16 protein-coding genes and 1 pseudogene are annotated in these 19950 nt (G+C 60.1%); 10 read left to right on the plus strand and 7 right to left on the minus strand.

Annotated elements, in window-relative coordinates; translation table 11 throughout:
• Positions 1 to 21: 21 nt before the first annotated feature.
• Positions 22 to 642 (minus strand): TetR/AcrR family transcriptional regulator, encoded by a 621-nt coding sequence (locus ODQ19_RS12535; RefSeq protein ID WP_014719000.1) that lies wholly within the window; start codon positions 640 to 642, stop codon positions 22 to 24.
• A 116-nt stretch (positions 643 to 758) separates the two neighbouring features.
• Between ODQ19_RS12535 and copC the strand changes: the two genes are divergently transcribed.
• The 9 genes and pseudogenes from copC to ODQ19_RS12580 all read left to right on the plus strand — a co-directional run.
• On the plus strand, positions 759 to 1124 hold the full coding sequence (copC, locus tag ODQ19_RS12540; RefSeq protein ID WP_330210181.1) for a copper homeostasis periplasmic binding protein CopC: 366 nt from the start codon (positions 759 to 761) through the stop codon (positions 1122 to 1124).
• A 3-nt stretch (positions 1125 to 1127) separates the two neighbouring features.
• Complete coding sequence (gene copD / locus ODQ19_RS12545; protein ID WP_330210182.1) at positions 1128 to 1985, plus strand: copper homeostasis membrane protein CopD; 858 nt, start codon at positions 1128 to 1130, stop codon at positions 1983 to 1985.
• Between the two features lie 276 nt (positions 1986 to 2261).
• The gene (locus tag ODQ19_RS12550; protein WP_034127961.1) at positions 2262 to 3524 is read left to right on the plus strand and encodes an OprD family porin; all 1263 of its coding nucleotides are present in this window, start codon (positions 2262 to 2264) and stop codon (positions 3522 to 3524) included.
• Between the two features lie 230 nt (positions 3525 to 3754).
• Entirely contained in the window at positions 3755 to 4573 is an 819-nt protein-coding gene (locus ODQ19_RS12555; RefSeq protein ID WP_330210183.1) for an NAD-dependent epimerase/dehydratase family protein, read from the plus strand.
• A 26-nt stretch (positions 4574 to 4599) separates the two neighbouring features.
• Positions 4600 to 5475 carry an SMP-30/gluconolactonase/LRE family protein gene (locus ODQ19_RS12560; RefSeq protein WP_116665762.1) on the plus strand — a complete coding sequence of 292 codons (876 nt, stop codon included), beginning with the start codon at positions 4600 to 4602 and terminating at the stop codon, positions 5473 to 5475.
• A gap of 45 nt (positions 5476 to 5520) precedes the next feature.
• Positions 5521 to 6483, plus strand: a complete 963-nt coding sequence (locus tag ODQ19_RS12565; RefSeq protein ID WP_330210184.1) for a TRAP transporter substrate-binding protein — start codon at positions 5521 to 5523, stop codon at positions 6481 to 6483.
• A 64-nt stretch (positions 6484 to 6547) separates the two neighbouring features.
• The gene (locus ODQ19_RS12570) at positions 6548 to 7075 is read left to right on the plus strand and encodes a TRAP transporter small permease (protein ID WP_116665760.1); all 528 of its coding nucleotides are present in this window, start codon (positions 6548 to 6550) and stop codon (positions 7073 to 7075) included.
• 1 nt (position 7076) lies between these two features.
• Complete coding sequence (locus ODQ19_RS12575; protein WP_116665759.1) at positions 7077 to 8357, plus strand: TRAP transporter large permease; 1281 nt, start codon at positions 7077 to 7079, stop codon at positions 8355 to 8357.
• Positions 8358 to 8612: 255 nt separating this feature from the next.
• Positions 8613 to 8830 (plus strand): annotated as a pseudogene (locus ODQ19_RS12580) (hypothetical protein); the annotation flags it as partial.
• A 103-nt stretch (positions 8831 to 8933) separates the two neighbouring features.
• Here the strand turns inward: ODQ19_RS12580 and ODQ19_RS12585 are convergent.
• The 6 genes from ODQ19_RS12585 to ODQ19_RS12610 form a co-directional block, all read right to left on the minus strand.
• Positions 8934 to 10079: an HlyD family secretion protein gene (locus ODQ19_RS12585; RefSeq protein WP_003192298.1), complete on the minus strand. Its 1146-nt coding sequence runs from the start codon at positions 10077 to 10079 to the stop codon at positions 8934 to 8936.
• Positions 10076 to 11719, minus strand: coding sequence for an MFS transporter (locus ODQ19_RS12590; RefSeq protein WP_330210185.1), 1644 nt, complete (start codon positions 11717 to 11719; stop codon positions 10076 to 10078). Before ODQ19_RS12590 ends, ODQ19_RS12585 begins: the two co-directional genes overlap by 4 nt.
• 131 nt (positions 11720 to 11850) lie before the next feature.
• Positions 11851 to 15939 (minus strand): SET domain-containing protein-lysine N-methyltransferase, encoded by a 4089-nt coding sequence (locus ODQ19_RS12595; protein WP_330210186.1) that lies wholly within the window; start codon positions 15937 to 15939, stop codon positions 11851 to 11853.
• A 238-nt stretch (positions 15940 to 16177) separates the two neighbouring features.
• Complete coding sequence (locus tag ODQ19_RS12600) at positions 16178 to 16984, minus strand: sulfite exporter TauE/SafE family protein (RefSeq protein WP_116665757.1); 807 nt, start codon at positions 16982 to 16984, stop codon at positions 16178 to 16180.
• The gene (locus tag ODQ19_RS12605) at positions 16985 to 18229 is read right to left on the minus strand and encodes an NAD(P)/FAD-dependent oxidoreductase (protein ID WP_116665756.1); all 1245 of its coding nucleotides are present in this window, start codon (positions 18227 to 18229) and stop codon (positions 16985 to 16987) included.
• 51 nt (positions 18230 to 18280) lie between these two features.
• Positions 18281 to 18616, minus strand: a complete 336-nt coding sequence (locus tag ODQ19_RS12610; RefSeq protein ID WP_003174875.1) for an ArsR/SmtB family transcription factor — start codon at positions 18614 to 18616, stop codon at positions 18281 to 18283.
• 107 nt (positions 18617 to 18723) lie between these two features.
• Here ODQ19_RS12610 and ODQ19_RS12615 point away from each other — a divergent pair, with 107 nt between their 5' ends.
• Positions 18724 to 19587, plus strand: a complete 864-nt coding sequence (locus ODQ19_RS12615) for an MBL fold metallo-hydrolase (RefSeq protein ID WP_330210187.1) — start codon at positions 18724 to 18726, stop codon at positions 19585 to 19587.
• The last annotated feature ends 363 nt before the right edge of the window (positions 19588 to 19950 follow it).

Below are 19950 nucleotides of genomic sequence, written 5' to 3' on the forward strand. Positions count from 1 at the left end.
CTCCGCGTGGGAACGATCAGCTCAAGGTTCCAACCCAATCCCGCGCAAAATTACACCGGTCACCGTCTGTATCGCCTTCTCGAACTGCCGATCCGACAACGGCTGGTGATCATTCAAAATCTTCACTTGGTGGTCGAAGTCGGCATAGTGCTGGGTCGAGGCCCAGATCATGTACAGCAGGCTCGAGGGCTCCACCGGCAGGATGCGTTTGTCTTGCACCCATTGGCGAATCTTCGCTTCCTTCATCTTGGCCCAGTCGTACAGGCTTTCATCCAAGGCCTCGCCGAGTGTGGGCGCGCCGTGGATGATTTCATTGGCCCAGACCTTGGAGCCATACGGGCGCGTGCGCGAGCGCTGCATCTTCGCGCGGATGTAGCTGCTGAGCACCACACGGGGGTCGTCAAAGGTTTCAAAGCTCAGGGCGTCCTGCTTCCACAATTCCAGCAGGTCGAACAGCACCGCGCTGTACAGCTCGCTCTTGGTGGTGAAGTAGTAATGCAGGTTGGAGCGCGGCAGTTGCGCTTCTTCGGCGATGTCGGCCATGGCGGTGCTGCCATAGCCTTTGTTGGCGAAGACCTTCTCCGCCGCCAGCAGGATTTTCTCGACGTTGACCCGACGAATTCCGATCTTGTGATTGCCCATAAGGGCTCCCTGACAACAACACGGCCTAAAGACTACCACCGGCTCTAGATCGGGGCGACAGGCCAAGCCGAAACTTCGTACACTGCCGGCTCCTATCCTTTGATCGGTATTGAACAATGTTGCTCAAGAAGTCCCTGACCGCTGCTGTCCTGTTCACTGCCCTGCTGGGCGCCTCCACGGCTTTTGCCCACGCCCACCTCAAGAGCGCGGAGCCTGCGGCTGACAGCAACGTCGCCGCCCCCACAGACCTGCGCCTGACCTTCAGCGAAGGCGTCGAAGCCACCTTCACCAAGGTCTCCCTGAGCAAGGACGGCACCGAAATCGCCATCAAGGGCCTCCAAACCCCGGACACCGACAAGAAAACCCTGGTGGTCACGCCTGCCGCTCCGTTGGCAAGCGGCACGTATAAGGTCGAATGGCATGCGGTGTCCGTCGACACTCACAAAAGCGAAGGCACTTATAGCTTCAAGGTCGGCCAATAACCCATGGCAACCCTGCTGGTGCTGTGCCGCTTCCTGCACTTTTGCGTCGTGTTGTTGATATTCGGGGCCTGGGTGTTCAGGCCCTGGCTGCTCGGCGCTCACGTGCAGCCGACACTGGACCGGCAATTGCTGCGCATCACCCGTGGCCTGGCCGGCTTGGGGCTGTTCACCGGGGTTGCGTGGCTGCTGTTGATCACCGCCAGCATGGCCGGCAGTTGGGACTCGGCGCTGCAACCGGCCACCGTGCAGTTGGTGCTGGGCAAGACCTTTTTTGGCCAGGTATGGGCCTGGCATCTGCTGCTGAACCTGTTACTGGTGATCGTGCTGATCAAGCCCTGGCCGGCCTTGCGCTTGCCGCTGCTCGCCCTGCTGCTGGCCACCCTGGCCCCCGTAGGCCACGGCGCCATGCTCGACGGGCTGAGTGGGCGGTTGCTGATCCTTAACCAGGTGGTGCACCTGTTGTGCGTGGGGGCCTGGCTCGGGGGGTTGCTGGTGTTGGTGCTGATCCTCCGGCAGGCGCAAGACCAGCGCTTGGAACCGATTCTGCGTCGCTTCAGTGGTGTGGGATATGGCCTGGTCGGCGGCCTGCTGGTAACCGGGCTGATCAACGTGCGCGTGCTCACCGGGCAACTGTGGCCCACGCCGCTCTTCCAAGGGTTTGCCTTGATTTTGCTGATCAAGGTGGGGCTGGTGCTGGGCATGCTGGGGTTGGCGTTGTTGAACCGGTTGCGTATCAAACGCTGCGAGCAACGCCTGGCCAGTTTGAGAGCCAGCGTGATGATGGAGTGGCTGTTGGGCATTGCAGCAGTGGCTGCGGTTTCCCTGCTTGGCACCCTGCCGCCGATGGTCATGGCTGGCTGAAACCTGCGTGGCAATACAATCAATGTAGGAGCGAGCTTGCTCGCGAAAAACGCCAACGATAACGCGTACTTCCTGAATGAACGCGGCGCCTGTGAGTTTTTCGCGAGCAAGCTCGCTCCTACAGGGGGCGACCGTGCCGCTACGTTGAATCGTTTCACCCAAGTCATCGTATAACTTCTGCTTGACACGCCCTCAAAACCTCGCAAATATCGCGCCCAATGTTGTACGACGACGTATGACAAATAATAAAAACAACAAAACAAAGGGAGCCTCACTGTGAGTCAATCCGCCCGTCATTCCTGCACGCGCCTGGGCCTTCTCGGTCTCGGCAGCCTGGCCGTCACCCTGCCGCTGGGTGCCAACGCCGAAGGCTTTATCGACGACGCCAAGGCCACGCTCAACCTGCGTAATGCCTACTTCAACCGCAACTTCACCAACCCGACCAACCCTCAGGGCAAGGCCGAAGAGTGGACGCAGAATTTTATCCTTGATGCCAAGTCCGGCTTTACCCAGGGCACGGTCGGTTTCGGGATTGATGTGTTGGGGCTGTACTCGCAAAAACTCGATGGCGGCAAAGGCACCGCCGGTACGCAACTGTTGCCGGTGCATGACGATGGCCGCCCCGCCGACAATTTCGGGCGCCTGGGTGTCGCGCTGAAAACCAGGCTGTCGAAGACCGAATTGAAGGTTGGCGAATGGATGCCGGTGCTGCCGATCCTGCGTTCCGATGATGGCCGCTCCCTGCCCCAGACCTTTCGTGGCGGCCAGGTCACGTCCAATGAAATCGCCGGCCTGACCCTCTACGGTGGCCAGTTTCGCGGCAATAGCCCACGCAACGACGCGAGTATGGAAGACATGTTCATGAACGGCAAAGCCGCGTTCACTTCGGACCGTTTCAACTTCGGCGGGGGCGAATACACCTTCAACGACAAACGTACCCAGGTCGGCCTGTGGTACGCCGAACTGACTGATATCTACCAACAGCAGTACCTCAACCTCACCCACAGCCAGCCGCTGGGCGACTGGACCCTGGGCGCCAACCTCGGGTTCTTCAACGGCAAGGAAGACGGCAGCGCCCTGGCCGGCGACCTCGATAACAAGACCCTGTTCGCCCTGCTCTCGGCCAGATACAACGGCCACACCTTCTACGTTGGCCTGCAAAAACTCAGCGGCGACAGCGCCTGGATGCGCATCAACGGCACCAGCGGCGGCACCCTGGCCAACGACAGCTACAACGCCAGCTACGACAACGCCAAGGAAAAGTCCTGGCAGGTGCGCCACGACTTCAACTTTGTGGTGCTCGGCGTTCCGGGGCTGACCCTGATGAACCGCTATATCAGCGGCAGCAACGTACACACTGGGGCGATCACCGACGGCAAGGAGTGGGGACGTGAGTCGGAGTTGGCCTACACGGTGCAGAGCGGTGCGCTGAAGAACCTCAATGTGAAGTGGCGCAACTCGACCATGCGTCGGGACTTCAGCAATAACGAGTTCGATGAGAACCGGATTTTTATCAGCTATCCGATTTCGTTGTTGTAGCTCTAGAGGCAAATCCGATCTCGAAGGTGCCACATATCCATGTGGGAGCCGGCTTGCCTGCGATGGCGGCGGGTCAGTTACCACATTCTTTTCTGACTCACCGCTATCGCAGGCAAGCCAGCTCCCACATTTGGTCTCAGGCGCCTGGAAGGACGTTGACAACACCAGGAATCCCTAACACTATTTCCCTATAGTCATACGACAACCTACAACAAAAATCTGGAAGGCCCATGACCACCACCACCCCCGCTCCCTTCAACCGCCTGTTACTCACCGGTGCCGCTGGCGGCCTGGGCAAAGTCCTGCGTGAACGCATGCGTCCTTATGCCCAGGTGCTGCGCCTTTCGGATATCGCTGAAATGGCCCCCGCCACCGATGCTCGCGAAGAGGTACAAACCTGCGACCTGGCCGACAAACACGCCGTGCACCAGCTGGTAGAGGGCGTCGACGCCATCCTGCACTTTGGCGGCGTGTCGGTGGAGCGCTCGTTCGAAGAGGTGCTCGGCGCGAACATCAGTGGCATTTTCCATATCTACGAAGCCGCCCGCCGCCACGGGGTCAAGCGGGTGATCTTCGCCAGTTCCAACCACGTGATCGGTTTCTACAAGCAGGGCGAACAACTCGACGCCCACTCCCCGCGCCGCCCGGACAGTTACTACGGCCTGTCCAAGTCCTACGGCGAAGACATGGCCAGTTTCTACTTCGACCGTTATGGCATCGAGACCGTGAGCATTCGTATCGGCTCCTCGTTCCCGCAACCGCAGAACCGCCGGATGATGCACACCTGGCTGAGTTTCGACGACCTGACCCAACTGCTCGAACGCGCGCTGTACACGCCCAACGTCGGCCATACCGTGGTGTACGGCATGTCGGCCAACCTCGATACCTGGTGGGACAACCGCTACGCCGCGCACCTGGGCTTTGCGCCCAAGGACAGCTCCGAAGTGTTCCGCGCCCAGGTCGAAGCCCAGCCGCCCGTGGCCGCCGATGACCCAGCCAAGGTCTACCAGGGCGGTGCGTTCTGCGCGGCGGGGCCGTTCGGTGACTGAGTGCCCAGCAACCCAAGGGAATGACTATGCCTGCTGAATTGATTGTCGATGCCCGCAATGCCGTGGGCGAATGCCCGGTGTGGGTAGCGCAAGAAAACGCCCTGTATTGGGTGGATATCCCCAACGGTGGCTTGCAACGCTGGAACGCCGCCACCGGTCACCTCGCGGCGTGGAAAGCCCCGCAAATGCTGGCCTGTATTGCGCGCACCGACACAGGCAATTGGGTCGCCGGCATGCAAACCGGCTTCTTCCAACTCACGCCCCACAACGACGGCAGCCTCGACACCACGCCGCTGGCCAGCATCGAGCATTCGCGCAAGGACATGCGTTTGAACGATGGCCGCTGCGATCGCCAGGGCCGTTTCTGGGCCGGCAGCATGGTGCTGGACATGAGTTTGAACGCCGCCGAGGGCGTCCTTTATCGCTATGGGTCCGGGGCCGCGCCCCACGCGCAACTGGACGGGTTCATCACCCTCAACGGCCTGGCTTTCAGCCCCGATGGCCGCACGATGTACGCTTCCGATTCGCACCCGAAGGTGCAAAAGGTCTGGGCGTTCGACTACGACATCGAGACCGGCACACCGTCCAACCGCCGCCTGTTCATTGATATGAACAACTTCCCCGGACGTCCCGACGGTGCAGCCGTGGACGCCGAGGGCGGCTACTGGATCTGCGCCAACGACGCCGGACTGATTCACCGTTTCAGCCCCGACGGCCGCCTGGACCGTTCCCTGAGCGTGCCCGTGAAAAAACCCACCATGTGCGCCTTCGGTGGCAGCCGCCTGGACACTCTGTACGTCACCTCCATCCGTGACGACCCGAGTGAACAGTCGCTGTCCGGCGGCGTGTTCGCCCTCAACCCCGGCGTCCAAGGGCTGCCAGAACCCCACTTCATCGCTTAATCGCTGTGCCTTGAATACAACAATAACAAGACAGGAGTGACTTCCATGGACTTCAAACGCACCTTGCTCGCCGCTGCAATTTTCACCCTCAGCAGCGCCGCCCACGCGCTGGAAATCAAGTTCGCCGACATCCACCCCGCCGGCTACCCCACCGTGGTCGCCGAAGAGAACATGGGCAAGGCCCTGACCAAGGCGAGCAACGGCGAACTGACCTTCAAGTACTTCCCCGGCGGCGTGCTGGGCTCCGAGAAGGAAGTGGTCGAACAGGCCCAGGTCGGCGCCGTACAGATGACCCGCGTCAGCCTCGGCATCGTCGGCCCGGTGGTACCGGACGTGAACGTGTTCAACCTGCCGTTCGTGTTCCGCGACCAGGCGCATATGCGCAAGGTCATCGATGGCGAGATCGGCGACGAGATCCTCGCCAAAATCACCGACTCCGAATTCGGCCTGGTGGCCCTGGCCTGGATGGATGGCGGCACGCGCAACCTCTACACCAAGAAGCCGGTGCGCAAAATCGAAGACCTCAAGGGCATGAAGATCCGCGTGCAAGGCAACCCGATCTTCATCGAAGCCTTCAACGCCATGGGCGCCAACGGTATTGCCATGGACACCGGCGAGATCTTCAGCGCCCTGCAGACCGGGGTCATCGACGGCGCGGAAAACAACCCGCCGACCTTGCTGGAACACAACCATTTCCAGAACGCCAAGTACTACACCCTCACCGAACACCTGATCCTGCCCGAGCCCATCGTGATGTCGAAAATCACCTGGAACAAGCTCAATCCCGCCCAGCAAGACATGGTCAAGACCGCAGCCAAAGCCGCCCAGGCCGATGAGCGCGTGCTCTGGGACGCCAAGTCCGCCAGCAGTGAAGAGAAACTCAAGAAGGCCGGCGTGGAGTTCATCACGGTCGACAAAAAGCCCTTCTATGAGGCCACCGCCCAGGTGCGTGCCAAGTACGGTGCGCCGTATGCAGACATGATCAAGCGCATCGACGCGGTTCAATAACCTCCCCTGCCCTGCATAAGGCCCGGCGCGGTTTGCATCGACGCGCCCGGTCACGGTGAACGCCATGAAGACTTTACTGCTGCGCTTCAACGACCGCCTCTACATGACCTGCATCTGGGTCGCCGGCCTTTCGGTCCTGGGAGTCGCCTTGATCATTCCCTGGGGTATCTTCGCCCGCTATGTCCTCGGCACCGGTTCCAGCTGGCCGGAGCCCACCGCCATCCTGCTGATGCTGGTGTTCACCTTTATTGGCGCCGCCGCCAGTTATCGTGCCGGCGCGCATATGTCGGTGGCGATGGTCACTGATCGTTTGCCACCTGCCCAACGCCGTCTCGTCGGCATTCTCTCGCAACTGCTGATGGGCACCATCTGCGTATTCATGACGATTTGGGGCACCAAGCTATGCCTGTCCACCTGGAACCAATTCATGAGCGCCATCCCTACCCTGCGCGTGGGCATCACTTACATGCCGATCCCGATTGGCGGCGTGCTGACCCTGGTGTTCGTGGTCGAAAAGCTGCTGCTCGGTGACCAGAGCAACCGCAAGGTGGTGCGTTTCGATGTGGTTGAAGAAAACGAAGGGGCCGCCTGATATGGACGCATTGATTCTATTGGGCAGCTTTATTGCCTTGATCCTGATCGGCATGCCGGTGGCCTATGCGTTGGGGCTGTCGGCGTTGATTGGCGCGTGGTGGATCGACATCCCGTTCCAGGCCCTGATGATTCAGATTGCCGGTGGGGTGAACAAGTTTTCGCTGATGGCGATTCCGTTCTTCGTGCTGGCCGGGGCGATCATGGCCGAGGGCGGCATGTCGCGGCGCCTGGTGGCCTTTGCTGGAGTGCTGGTGGGCTTTGTGCGCGGTGGGTTGTCACTGGTCAACATCATGGCCTCGACGTTTTTTGGCGCGATTTCCGGTTCATCCGTGGCCGATACCGCCTCGGTCGGCTCGGTGCTGATTCCGGAAATGGAACGGCGTGGTTATCCGCGCGAATTCGCCACCGCAGTGACCGTCAGCGGTTCGGTGCAAGCGCTGCTGACGCCGCCCAGCCATAACTCGGTGCTGTACTCCCTGGCGGCCGGCGGCACGGTTTCCATCGCCTCGCTGTTCATGGCCGGCGTGGTGCCGGGCCTGTTGATGAGCGCGTGCCTGATGGTGCTGTGCCTGATCTTCGCGAAAAAGCGCGACTACCCCAAAGGCGAAGTCATCCCCTTGAAGCAGGCGCTGAAGATCGCCGCCGACGCGCTCTGGGGCTTGATGGCCATGGTGATCATCCTGGGCGGCATCCTCTCGGGCATTTTCACCGCTACCGAGTCGGCGGCGATTGCGGTGTTGTGGGCATTCTTCGTGACCATGTTCATCTACCGCGACTACAAATGGCGCGAGCTGCCCAAGCTGATGCATCGCACGGTGCGCACCATTTCCATCGTGATGATCCTGATCGCCTTCGCTGCCAGCTTCGGCTACATCATGACCCTGATGCAGATCCCGGCGAAGATCACCACGCTGTTCCTGACCCTGTCGGACAACCGCTACGTGATCCTGATGTGCATCAACGTCATGCTGTTGTTGCTCGGCACGGTGATGGACATGGCGCCGTTGATTCTGATCCTCACACCCATCCTGATGCCGGTGATCCTGGGCATCGGCGTCGACCCGGTGCACTTTGGCATGATCATGCTGGTGAACCTGGGCATCGGCCTGATTACCCCGCCGGTGGGCGCGGTGCTGTTCGTTGGTGCGGCGGTGGGCAAGACCAGTATCGAGAAAACCGTGAAGGCACTGCTGCCGTTTTATGCGGTGTTGTTCTTGGTGCTTATGGCGGTGACCTATATCCCGGCGTTGTCGCTGTGGTTGCCCCATTTGGTGCTGTAAACCCTCTTTCAGAAACAAAGACGAACCAATGTGGGAGCTGGCTTGCCGGCGATAGCGGTGTATCAGTCACGGATGCATTGACTGACAGGTCGCTATCGCAGGCAAGCCAGCTCCCACACTTGAATCCTCAGTGTTTGTTTTGACTTCATGAGGCAGGTCAATCGTGATTGAGCTAACTGATCAATTCTCCCAACTGGTGCTCGCCCCGCCATCGGCGCCAGCCTCTGTTGCGGCACAGCAATGAGCAGGCCATCAATTCCCGAAGCCTGGGATTTGCGGCAACTCAAAGGATTGCCAGAGGGGCTGGTGGGTAACGGCTTCTGCTGTACTGCCCGTCGGGGTTGGAGTTTTTCTGCATCGAACCGGTGAGTCATCCGGTGAATGCCCATCACCTGCCGGGCAAGCCTGGCCTTGAGCTGCTGGAGCAAGGCCAAATTCCACCTGAAATACAGGGTGGGAGCCGGCTTGCCTGAACTGTAGGAGCGAGCTTGCTCGCGAAAAACTCACAGGCGCCGCGTTCATTCAGGAAACACGCGTTATCGTTGACGTTTTTCGCGAGCACGCTCGCGCCTACAGTCAGGGTGGGCTGTTTTTCAAGCGCCCCGCCGTGTCGATACTCACCACCACCGACAACCCCGGCCGCAAGCGCTCACTCTCGGCCTGGTCCGGGTCCACGGTGATGCGCACGGGTACCCGCTGGGCGATCTTGACGAAGTTGCCGGTGGCGTTGTCCGCCTGCAACAGGCTGAACTCGGAACCGGTCGCCGGGGAAATATGCTGAACCGTGCCATGGAATTTGCGGTGGTTCAGCGCATCCACGGTGAACGTCACCGGCTGGCCGACCTGCACATTGTCCATCTGGGTTTCTTTCATATTGGCAATCACCCACAACTGCTTGGGCACCAGGGCCATCAGTTGCGCGCCGGAATTGACATAAGCGCCCAGGCGCACGCCGATCTGCCCGAGCTGACCATCCCGTGGCGCCGTGATGCGGGTATTGGACAGGTCGATGCGCGCCAGTTCTACCGCCGCCTCGGCGCTCGCGACAGCTGCCTCCAGGGAGCCGCGGTTGACGATCACCGTCTGCAAATCCTGGCGGGCAATTTCCAGGCTGGCCTGGGCCTGGGCCACGGCAGCGATGGTCTGCGCGTTGGCGGCACGGGTCACGTCCAGTTCGCGTTTGGACACCGAACCATCGCTGATCAGTTCTTCATTGCGGCGCAAATCCGCAGTGCTCTTGCGTGCCTGGGCCTGGCTGTCGACCAGCGCGGCCTGGCGCAGCTTGATAGTCGCTTCGGCGCTGTTGCGCTGCTGCACCACATTGGCCAACGAGGCCTTCTGCACCGCCAGTTGCGCCAGGGCCTGGTCGAGGCGCTGCTTGTAGATACGGTCGTCCAGGCGCACCAGCAGGTCGCCGGTCTTGACGTACTGGAAGTCCTGCACCGGCACTTCGAACACATAGCCGCTGAGCTGCGGGCCGATAATCGTCACCTGCCCACGCACCAGGGCGTTTTCGGTGGTTTCCACCGCGCTGCTGAACGGCGGCAGTTGCCAGGCGTACAGCACGATCAGCACACCGATGATGGCGATGGCGGCAAAGCCCAGGGACGAGATGATCCGCACGCGCAAGGGCCGCAATTGGGTGGGCACCGCGCCCGGTGGCGTGCTGCCTTCCGGCGTGGCGGCAATGGCGGTCGTGGTGGTGGTTGAAGGTTCAGTCATGAAGTCGCGCCGCTGGGTTGAACAGGAGGAGTTGCCTTGGTAGTGCTCATCAGCCACAGGCTGCGGGTGAAGATCCACAGCATGGTCAGGATCGCGATAATCGCGATCAGCATGAAGACATCGTTATAAGCCATGACGTTCGCCTCACGGGTGGCCGCCGTAGCCAGGCTGCGGATGCCCATGAGGTTGCGCAGTTCCGGGTCGGCGACGATCTTGCCATAAGCCGCCCCACCACTCTGCACCCGCGCCGCCACAAGCGGATCGATCAGGTTCAGGTGCTCGACGATCATGCTCGAATGATACTTCTCGCGCACGATCTGAAAGGTGCCCAGCAACGCCGCGCCGATCAGGCCGCCGAGGTTCTGGCAGATCCCGAACATCACCGAGAAGCTCACCAGGTTGCGCGGGTTGGTCAGTACGTTTTTGGTGCCCAGCACCATGGTCGGCCCGAGGAAGAATGTGCCGCCAAAGCCTAGCAGGAACTGGCTGATATAGAGGTTCTGCGGGCGGGTCAGGTTGCTGGAAAAACTGTCCATCACGGAACCGGTCGCCATCAGCGCCAGGGAGATGATCAGCGGCATCAGCAAGTGCGCCGGGTTGATCGTCAACGCGCTGACCACCAGCCCGGCAATCGCCCCGGCCAGCATCACCACGTACAGGGTGTGCATCTGCTGGTAGCTCATGTTCAACATCTGCATGAACCCCACCGCACCAGTGGACTGCTCGGACAGCACCATGCGAATCAGCACCACCGCCAACGCCAGGCGAATCATCACGCCGCTGCCCAGCCAGCGCGTCATCAGCATCGGGTTGCTGCGGTTATGCTCGATGGCCAGCCCCGCCATGATCAGCACCAGGGAGCAGGCCGAGGCTACGCCGATCCACGGCGCTTCCAGCCACCAGTCGATGCGCCCCAGGGACAGCACCGCACAGAGCAAGGCTACGCCGCTGGCAAGGATGGCAAAGGTTAGAAAATCGAGTTTTTCAAAGGTTTTGAAGCGATCGCCCGGCGGCAGCTTGAGCAGGAACACGCAGCCCAGGCAGATCAACGCCAGGCCCAGTTCGAACAGGTATAACCCGCGCCACTCGGCAATCTGCAGCAAGTCTTCGGAGAACAGCCGCGCCAGCGGTAACGCCAATTGCGCGGTACCCAGCCCCAACACCAAAGCTTTCAACCGCCACTTGGCCGGGAATGCCTGGATCATGTAGTACAAGCCCAACGAACTCAGCGCCGCACCCACCATGCCGTGAGCGGCCCGTACCGCAATCGCCGAACTGAGGTCATTGACGAACAAGTGGCCGAAGGTCACCAGCGCGTAGAGCACCAGGAACACCTCGGTAAACGCGCGCAGGCCGAACTGTTGGCGAAACTTCACCAGCAGCAGGTTCATGCACACGTTGGTCATTACATAGGCAGCGGGCAGCCAGGCCATTTCCGCGGTGGTCGCGCCCAGGGCGCCTTGCAGGTATTGCAGGTTGGCGATGACCAGGGCGTTACCCAAGCCGCCGGTGATTGCCACCAGCACGCCGACCATCGCGAAGAGCCAGCGCTTATGCGTAGGGTGCAGCGGCGTCGACGGCGAGCCAGGCAGGCTCGGCCGCTCGTGGGGCTGCCAGGTGTGGGGGGTGTATTTATCCATTCGGTGACCTTGGTGAGCCGACGTGCAAGGTCGGTGAATCCGCTACTCAAGCCGTAGTAAACCCCGAGCAGCGTTTATCTTGCCATGCCAAGGGCGCAATTGCTCCTCAGACGGGCATCGCGCCCTTGAATTCAGCTATCAGGATCCGGCTTGATCGCTATATCAGGTACAGGTTTATAGAGCGGTCCATAGTCCAACAATAACTCTTCTCCTTTCTTGATGTCCTTGAGCGCCACATAGAACGTCAGGTTTTTCCCGACCGCGATGGACACGACATTGTTGGACATCCACGCCGGCCCATTGCCCAGTTGCGAGGTATTGATCAGGCTCAGAGTGTTTCCCGTGTGCAACCCACTCACCGTCCGCGTGCCCGAACGAGTACCGAACAGGTAAGTCAATACAGCCCGCGAACCTTGCTTGCGTTGCTCCTCGAACAACGACGCCTCGTTTGGGTGATATTTGCCTGCATACGGGCCAAGCACTTCATATTGGGGAATATCGCGCCGCGCCCACACCGACGCGCCGCGAGTCGGTCCACCATCGTCCAGCGGTGTGACCACTTCCAAGGCTTCATCAAACCGAGCCTGGTGCTGGCCTTCGGTCCGCAGCCAGTCCTTGATCGACGCTTTGATTTGGGCTGAGACACGCGCTTTTGTCGGGCTATCAAGCCCGTCAAGTACGCCATTCCAGTAGGCGATGCGGATGTCCTCGATGGGGCCTTCAAGTGATTGGGTCAAGCTGACCCTGGGGTTCGCCGGGTCCTGCAGAATCGGCAGTGTGTTATCGATCTGATGGCGAGGTAAGGTCGGGAAGTCGCTGGCTTCTACCTTGATAACGACGGGCGAGACGGCCGAAGATGGCCCAGGTGTCTGTGCATCTGGGGAGCGGGGCGTCGACAGGTCCAGAGCTTCCTCTTGCGGTGGATCAACGGAGTCGGAAGCGGGCCGCTTTCGAGTCGGGACCGCGGTAGTGCCCGTACTCGTGCCCGTGGATGGAATGGCGGGTTGAACACGACCGGCACGTCGCACCGAATCCTGGGTAAGGGTCCCATCGACTCGAACGGTCCAGGACCATTCTAACGGACTGAGATTGTGTTGAGCCCTAAAAGCCGCTGGTGTGACTTTATTGCCTGGCTGCTGGGCAAGCTGGCTCCATTGCAGTAAATGCATGTCGGTAATTTTGGTATAGATACCGCCGGCCGCCGTGAAAAATAGCGCTTCAGCGGCGGGCCCCCTACTTCCATCTTGCCGTGCGTGGATTCGAAAACTACCTAAATCAAGATTGTACCGACCGGCGAACCCCTGCAGGGTGACCATGTCGCGTACCTGCTGTGTCATCCCTTGCCATTCAAGGAGGTGAGCGGTTGTGATCGGAATCGTCGGTGTCCCCTTAGGTCGATCATGTACGATCTTGCCCGCAACGCTCAAACCACCGCTGCCATCCAGGTAATACTCGAAGGTCGGGGGGTGAAGTTTATGTTGCCTGGCGAAACCCTTGACAGTGATCCTTTGCTGCTCTTGAAGGGGCAGCGCTGTCCATGCCCGGAGATGATCGGCGTCTATGATCACCCCGCCCTTGCTCCCCAGGCGCTGCCACTGATCCCCCTGTACATGCTGGACCAGCAATTCGGTTTGCCGGTTGTTGTGATACACCCGCGCCTGCACAACACCATCCTCCGTACGGGAAACCTGCCGGACCTCGTACACCGCTGTTTCACCGCTGCTGTCGGTATGGCGTATGTGCGACAAGTGCCCATCGGCCGCCACGTACACACCCTGACTGTTGCGTGACAGCCCCGCAATGTTGGTGTCTGGCACTTTGAAGTGCCCGAACAGCTCATGGCGCAGCTCACTCAGCTCATCAATGTGTGCTGTGTCCACCTCACCGGCGACGGCCCGGGTCGCGATCCTGAACTCTTCGAGCGGGCTGCCATAAGGTCGCATCGTGTCGGCATCAAACGCATACCAATGGCCGTTCTTGAGCACGGCGGCGCCTTCCACCGTCTGCTCGGCCACCTTCACCACCCCTGTTGCCGCAGCGTCATACTGCCTGCTGGTCGCCTTCAACACGTCGTAGCTGCCGTTGGCGCCCCTGAGTTTGTTGACGGCTTTGGCCCCTTTGGAGAGCAGATAAAGGCCGCCATTGCCCGCAAGCTTGACCAGATCACCGACGCCACCCACAGGGTTGAGCACCTCAATGGTTGCCACGCCGATGACCTTGGCCGCTTTCAATGCCCTGGCCCCTGCGGAAAGCGCAGAACGGCCGACCTTGAGCAATTTGCCGGAGGTAGCGGTGCCGGCGGTAAGAAAGCCGAACACATCCAGTAAGAGATCGAAAGTCCCGTCGCCGTACTTGCCATTTTGAAAATTGACAATGGCGGACCTGAACGGGATCAGGTTTAACAAAAACTCGCTCAACTGCGCGTTGGCCTTGTCCAAGGCGGTCTGCCCGCGGGCTTGCTGTTTGATCGCAGGGTCGTCGAGCTCCAGGTGTTGAACAAAGGCCGTGGCAATCCCATGGGATCGAGTGCTGGTAAAGCTATCCCAGAGTGAGTGATTCAGCGGGCGCTCACGACCGAGATCAGCGGCTTGATAACGAGGTGTGAACGCTTTAGTGGTAAAAACTTTGTTGGCCACCTCAGAACGCTTAATCCTCGCGTCGTACAGGCCCGCCCTTTCAATCGTGCCTTTATTGAAGTCGATTACATAGGCTTGGGACTTGCCGAGCAGCTCAGTTTTGACCAGCAGTCCCGGTCTGTTTTGATCATACGTATTATTAAAATGACCATCCATGACGTATGAGCCTTCTTGGAAAAAGCTGATTTTTCCAAACTCGAAGTGCTTGCGATCCTCCAAGGGTAGTTGCGAGATCATGTGCCTGACCGTTGTATTGACGGCGGCCTTTTTTTCCTCGATGGCCAGGTTGAACTGCTTCTCGAATTCAGCCGGCACACCAAACTGCGGGTTGGCGTTCAACGTCGTCAGCACCCTGCGCAGGTCATTGGCCTTGAGTGAACTGCTGGGCTCATGTGCCTTGAAGGGTCTGGATTCGAGCCAGTCGTTCATGGCGACATCCAATAGCGAATGTACCCCCCCTTCAATCACCACGTAGTGCTGATCAACAGCGAACACTTTCTCTTCGAAAAATGCGCCAAGGTCGCCAAATCGTTCCTTGAGCTTGGCCAGTGCGATCTCTTTTCGCGTGGGCAATGCTGTGTCCAGTGCCTGGGAGGCAGTGAGCCGAGTATCCAACTGCGCGTTGAATGCGGTTTTTACCGATTCAAGTTGTGCAGGGAGATAGTCGCCATCATTTTTCTTTGCAAGCACGCCACTCGCGATTGCCCAATCCAGCAAAGCGGCCGTTTGTGCCGTTTGGGTAACCGCTGGGTCAACCCGCCGCGCCTCTTCGGCCCCGCTCATGACCTGGGCAAACGTCATGCCGGGGACTTTGCCCGGCGTCTGCGCCTCGATCGTCATTGCCGCAATCGTCAGGCTGGCCCATGCCAGGCTACCGATCTTCACATTCGGGGGAATGTCTTTAATCAGAAACTGTGGAGTCGACTTGGCCAGTAACAGGTAAGCACCAACTTTTGCCAGCGCGACGCTGGTTTTGCCAGTGCTGCTTAAGTGTTCAGCCAGGCCATCCACGACTGCAGCGGGGTGGTGGCCCCAGTATTTGTCACTGGCCAGATCGAAGCCGGCTATTGTGTGGCGATCAGGCGCGGTGATCGATTCAGGGTCCATCTGCAACGCGATGCTTGCCAGCAGGTAATCGGTCACGCTGCTTTCGCTATCAATGCCTTGCATTCTTTGTTGCAGCGCTTTGCCCATCAGTTGTCCCTGCGGGGAACGGACCAGCGCCTCGAGCATCTTGGCAGGGTCGTTCTGCACCGATGCCGGAAGGGGTTGGCGATAACGCAGGAACTCCAGCACACCGCCCTTGGTTTGCATCACCAACGGCTGATCGCCCAGATGGTGGGCGTGACTCATCGTGATAAGACGCAAGCGCCGTTGTTCGTCTGCGTTCAAGGGCATCGGCCAGGATAACGCCCCTCCCAGATTACCCAGCGGGGGAACCGGGCTGCTGGGTAACGGCACATCTTGGCTGGGGCGCTGGGGCGTCATCGCGGTGTCGACGGTGTCGGTCGCAGGCGCTGACTGATTTTCAACGGTAGGCAGTAGATGCGAAGAATGCGTGCGTGCGGCGGCAATGCTTGTCATAAAAAGCAACCTGTCCATGGTCAAAGAATCATCCCGGCAAAAGCGCGTGTCAGCGCTTGCGGCCGTTCACTGAGTGTCAAAGCTCAATAGGGAGGTTCCTGCCCAAATACGACATTTCGTGACAGTACGCGGCTCGCCCCGTGCATCATTGCTTGCTGATGTTGAAGCCCTGCTGACTAGGCAAAAAGCCCTTCTTCACTGGCAATGGGCGACAATCGCACTGATCGCCGGCACAGGGTCAGAGCAACGCCCTCAATAGCATTCCAATCGCTACCAACACACACAGGCTGGCAAAACCCACCTGCAAAGTGCGCGCCCGGATTACCGTACACAACCGCCTGCCCGCCAACATGCCGACGATGCTCGCGCCAATAAACATCCAGCCCATCGGTTCGATGCTGACCCCGGCATGAAACGCGCCGGCGACGCCAATCAGCGAAATCAAGCTGATCACCATCAACGACGTGGCGACGATCCCACGCATCTGCACATCGGTCAGTTGCTTGAATGCCGGTACGATCAGGAAACCGCCGCCCACGCCGAGCAGCCCCGACACCGCGCCAGTCACTGCGCCCAGCGCGGCCAGGGTGGCCGTGCATTTGGTGGTCCAGGCCAGGCGTCCGGTCTGCTGGTTGAGCATGCAATTCTTCTGGCCCCACGACGCGGTGCCGTGATCACTCGGCCCGGCCTCGACCTTTTCGCGCTGCAACATGCGCCAGGCCACCAGCATCATCAATGCACTGAACAACCCCATCAGCAGGTGTTCCGGCAACTGGTGAGCGACAAACACCCCCAACGGCGAAAACAGCGCACCGAGCAAGGCAATCAATATTGCGGCGCGATAACGCACCAGGCCATGACGCAAGCCATCGATGGCCCCCACTGCCGCCGCCGCGCCCACCGCGAGCAACGACACCGGCGCGGCCTGGGTCATGGTCAACCCCAGCCCCAGCACCAACGCCGGCACCCCGAGGATGCCGCCGCCCGCGCCGGTCAGGCCCATGACCAGGCCCATCAATACACCCAACACACTGGCCAGCAGCATTCAGTCCACCTTGCTCAGACGGGTCAGCCACTCGCGGCCCTTGAGCATGCCATTCCAGTAGAACCACGGCAGCAATGTCGCCTTGAGGAACCACATCGAACGGCGCGCCCGAGTCGGGTCCAGGGGAAAGGTCGGCAACAGCTTGCCGCCGTAGCCGAACTCGGCCAGTACCACCTTGCCCTTCTCCACCGTCAGCGGGCAGGAGCCGTAGCCGTCGTATTTGAGCGGCAATGGCGCCTGTTTGCGCAGGGCCAGCAGGTTCTCGGCCACCACCACGATCTGCTTGCGCACTGCCGCCGCGGTCTTGGCGTTGGTGGTGCCGCACACATCGCCCAGGCCGAAGATATGCGGGTAGCGCAGGTGTTGCAGACTGTGGGGGTTCACTTCGCACCAGCCGGCGGCGTCGGCCAGCAGGCTTTCGCGGATAAAATCGGGGGCGACCTGCGGCGGTACGACGTGGAGCATATCGAAGGTTTTCTCTTCGACCGTCGCGTTGCCTTCGGCGTCTTTGACTTCAAACCAGGCTTTGCGCGCCGGGCCGTCGACTCTCACCAGGTTGGAATTGAACGCCAGGCGAGCGTTGTATTTTTCGACGTACTTCATCAGCGGCGGCACAAACGTTGGCACGCCAAACAGCGCAGCGCCAGCCAGGTTGAATTCGACGTCGATGTGTTTGAGGTCGCCCTGCTTGAGCCAGTGGTCGCAGGACAGGTACATGGCTTTTTGCGGCGCGCCGGCGCACTTGATCGGCATGGCCGGCTGGGTGAACAACGCTTTGCCGCCCTTGAGCTGCTGCACCAACTGCCAGGTGTAGGCGGCGTGCTCATAGCTGTAGTTGGAGGTGACACCGTGTTGGCCGAGGGTGTCTTGCAGGCCTTCGATTTTTTCCCAGGCCAGGCGCAGGCCGGGGCAGACGATGAGGTTCTTCCAGGTGACGCGCTGGCCGCTGTCGAGCACCAGGGTGTTTTCATCGGGCAGCAGTTCGCTAACGGCGGCCTGTACCCAACTGACGCCATTGGGCAGCACATCGGCCAGGGGGCGGCGGGTCTTTTGCAGGTCGTAGGCACCGCCGCCGACCAGGGTCCAGGCTGGTTGGTAGCTGTGATAGTCGTTGGGTTCGATCAGGATGATGTTCAACTGCGGGTCGCGCTTGAGGAGGCTGGCCAGCAGGCCGATGCCTGCCGAGCCGCCGCCGATGACTACAATATCGCCACTGATGGTGGGTCCCCAGTGTTGTTCGGTCATTGTCTACTGCCTTTTTGAGTCAATGCACACAAGGGTCGCTGCCGGATGGCGTCACGCCCAGCTTTTTATGACCGCGCCGCAATACAGGCCGGACAGGGTCTTCATCACTTGAATCACTTCATGGCTGGCCAGCCCGTAGAAAATGTATTTGCCTTCCCGACGGGTGGCGACCAACCCTTCATCGCGCAAGATGCCCAACTGTTGTGACAGGGTGGGCTGGCGTACGCCCGTCAGGGCCTCCAGCTCGCCGACGTTGCGCTCGCCCTGGGTCAACTGGCACAGGATCAACAAGCGGTCTTCATTGGCCAGGGCCTTGAGCAAGGCACAGGCCTTGGACGCCGATGCACGCAACTGGGCGACCTCGCCCTCACTCAACGTAGATTCCATTTGCCTCGGGTCCTTTATGTCACTTAAGCTCAAAACATTATGTGTAAACGTAAACTGATTGTAACCACTTTTTTCTTCAACACTTTTTCCTAACAGAGGCGGCCGCCATGCCAGCGTTGATTCAAGCCTTTCTGGATGACGCATCGTCGACCTACACCTATATCGTCTATGAAGCCGATGGCGGCGCCTGCGCCATTGTCGACTCAGTGCTCAACTACGACCCGGCGTCGGGGCGCACCGATACCGCCCAGGCCGACAAGGTCATTGCCTTTGTGCGCGAGCATGGCTTGCAGGTGCAGTGGCTGCTGGAAACCCACGCTCATGCCGATCATCTGTCCGCCGCGCCCTACCTGCGTCGCACCTTGGGCGGCAAGATCGCGATAGGCGAATCCATCAGCAAGGTGCAGGGTGTGTTCAAAAACCTGTTCAACCTGGAGCCGGAATTTCGCGTGGACGGCTCGCAATTCGATCACCTGTTTGCACCGGATGAAATCTTTCATATCGGCAACTTGAAGGCCCAGGCCCTGCATGTGCCGGGGCACACCCCGGCGGACATGGCTTACCTGATCGACGGCCGTTTGATCCTGGTGGGCGACACACTGTTCATGCCCGACGTCGGCACCGCCCGTTGCGATTTTCCCGGCGGCGATGCGCGGCAGTTGTACGCGTCGATGCGCAAGCTGTTGGCATTCCCTTCGGACACCAAGTTGTACGTGTGTCATGACTATCCGCCCGAGGGTCGAGAGGCGAAGTGCCAAACGACCGTAGCGGAACAAAGAGCGGGGAATATTCATGTGCATGATGGCGTGGATGAAGCGGCGTTTGTACAGATGCGCACCACTCGCGATGCAGGGTTGGGGATGCCGACCTTATTGCTGCCAGCGATCCAGGTAAATGTGCGGGCGGGCAACCTGCCGCCGGCGGAAGAAAACGGCGTGACCTACCTGAAGATCCCCCTCAACCAACTCTAGAAACACCGATCCCCTGTGGGAGCTGGCCTGCGATAGCGGTGGGTCAGTTGACCTATTTGCCCCGATATACAGCTCAATAACGACCAACAGTAACCACGATGCGAAGCGAGTCGCTCTTGATCTGCTTTTGATCTTGATCTAAGGCGCCCCGTCAAACCACGCTGGCCGGAATTTGCCAGGGGTTTGGGGGGTAAACCGGCAGGGATGCCGGTTTAGCAGCCCCGCGCCATGGATGGCGCGTGGCGGCGGCCCCCCAAATCACTGGCGGATTACGGGCACACCGAGCCTAGGCGAGGTGCCGAGTGGTGGGGCAAGAGCCTTTTTGGTTACTTTTGGGGCTCTTTTCCAAAAGTGACCCGCTGT

It is taken from the genome of Pseudomonas sp. AM4(2022), assembly GCF_036346515.1.
In the GTDB taxonomy this organism is placed as follows: Bacteria; Pseudomonadota; Gammaproteobacteria; order Pseudomonadales; family Pseudomonadaceae; genus Aquipseudomonas; species Aquipseudomonas paracarnis.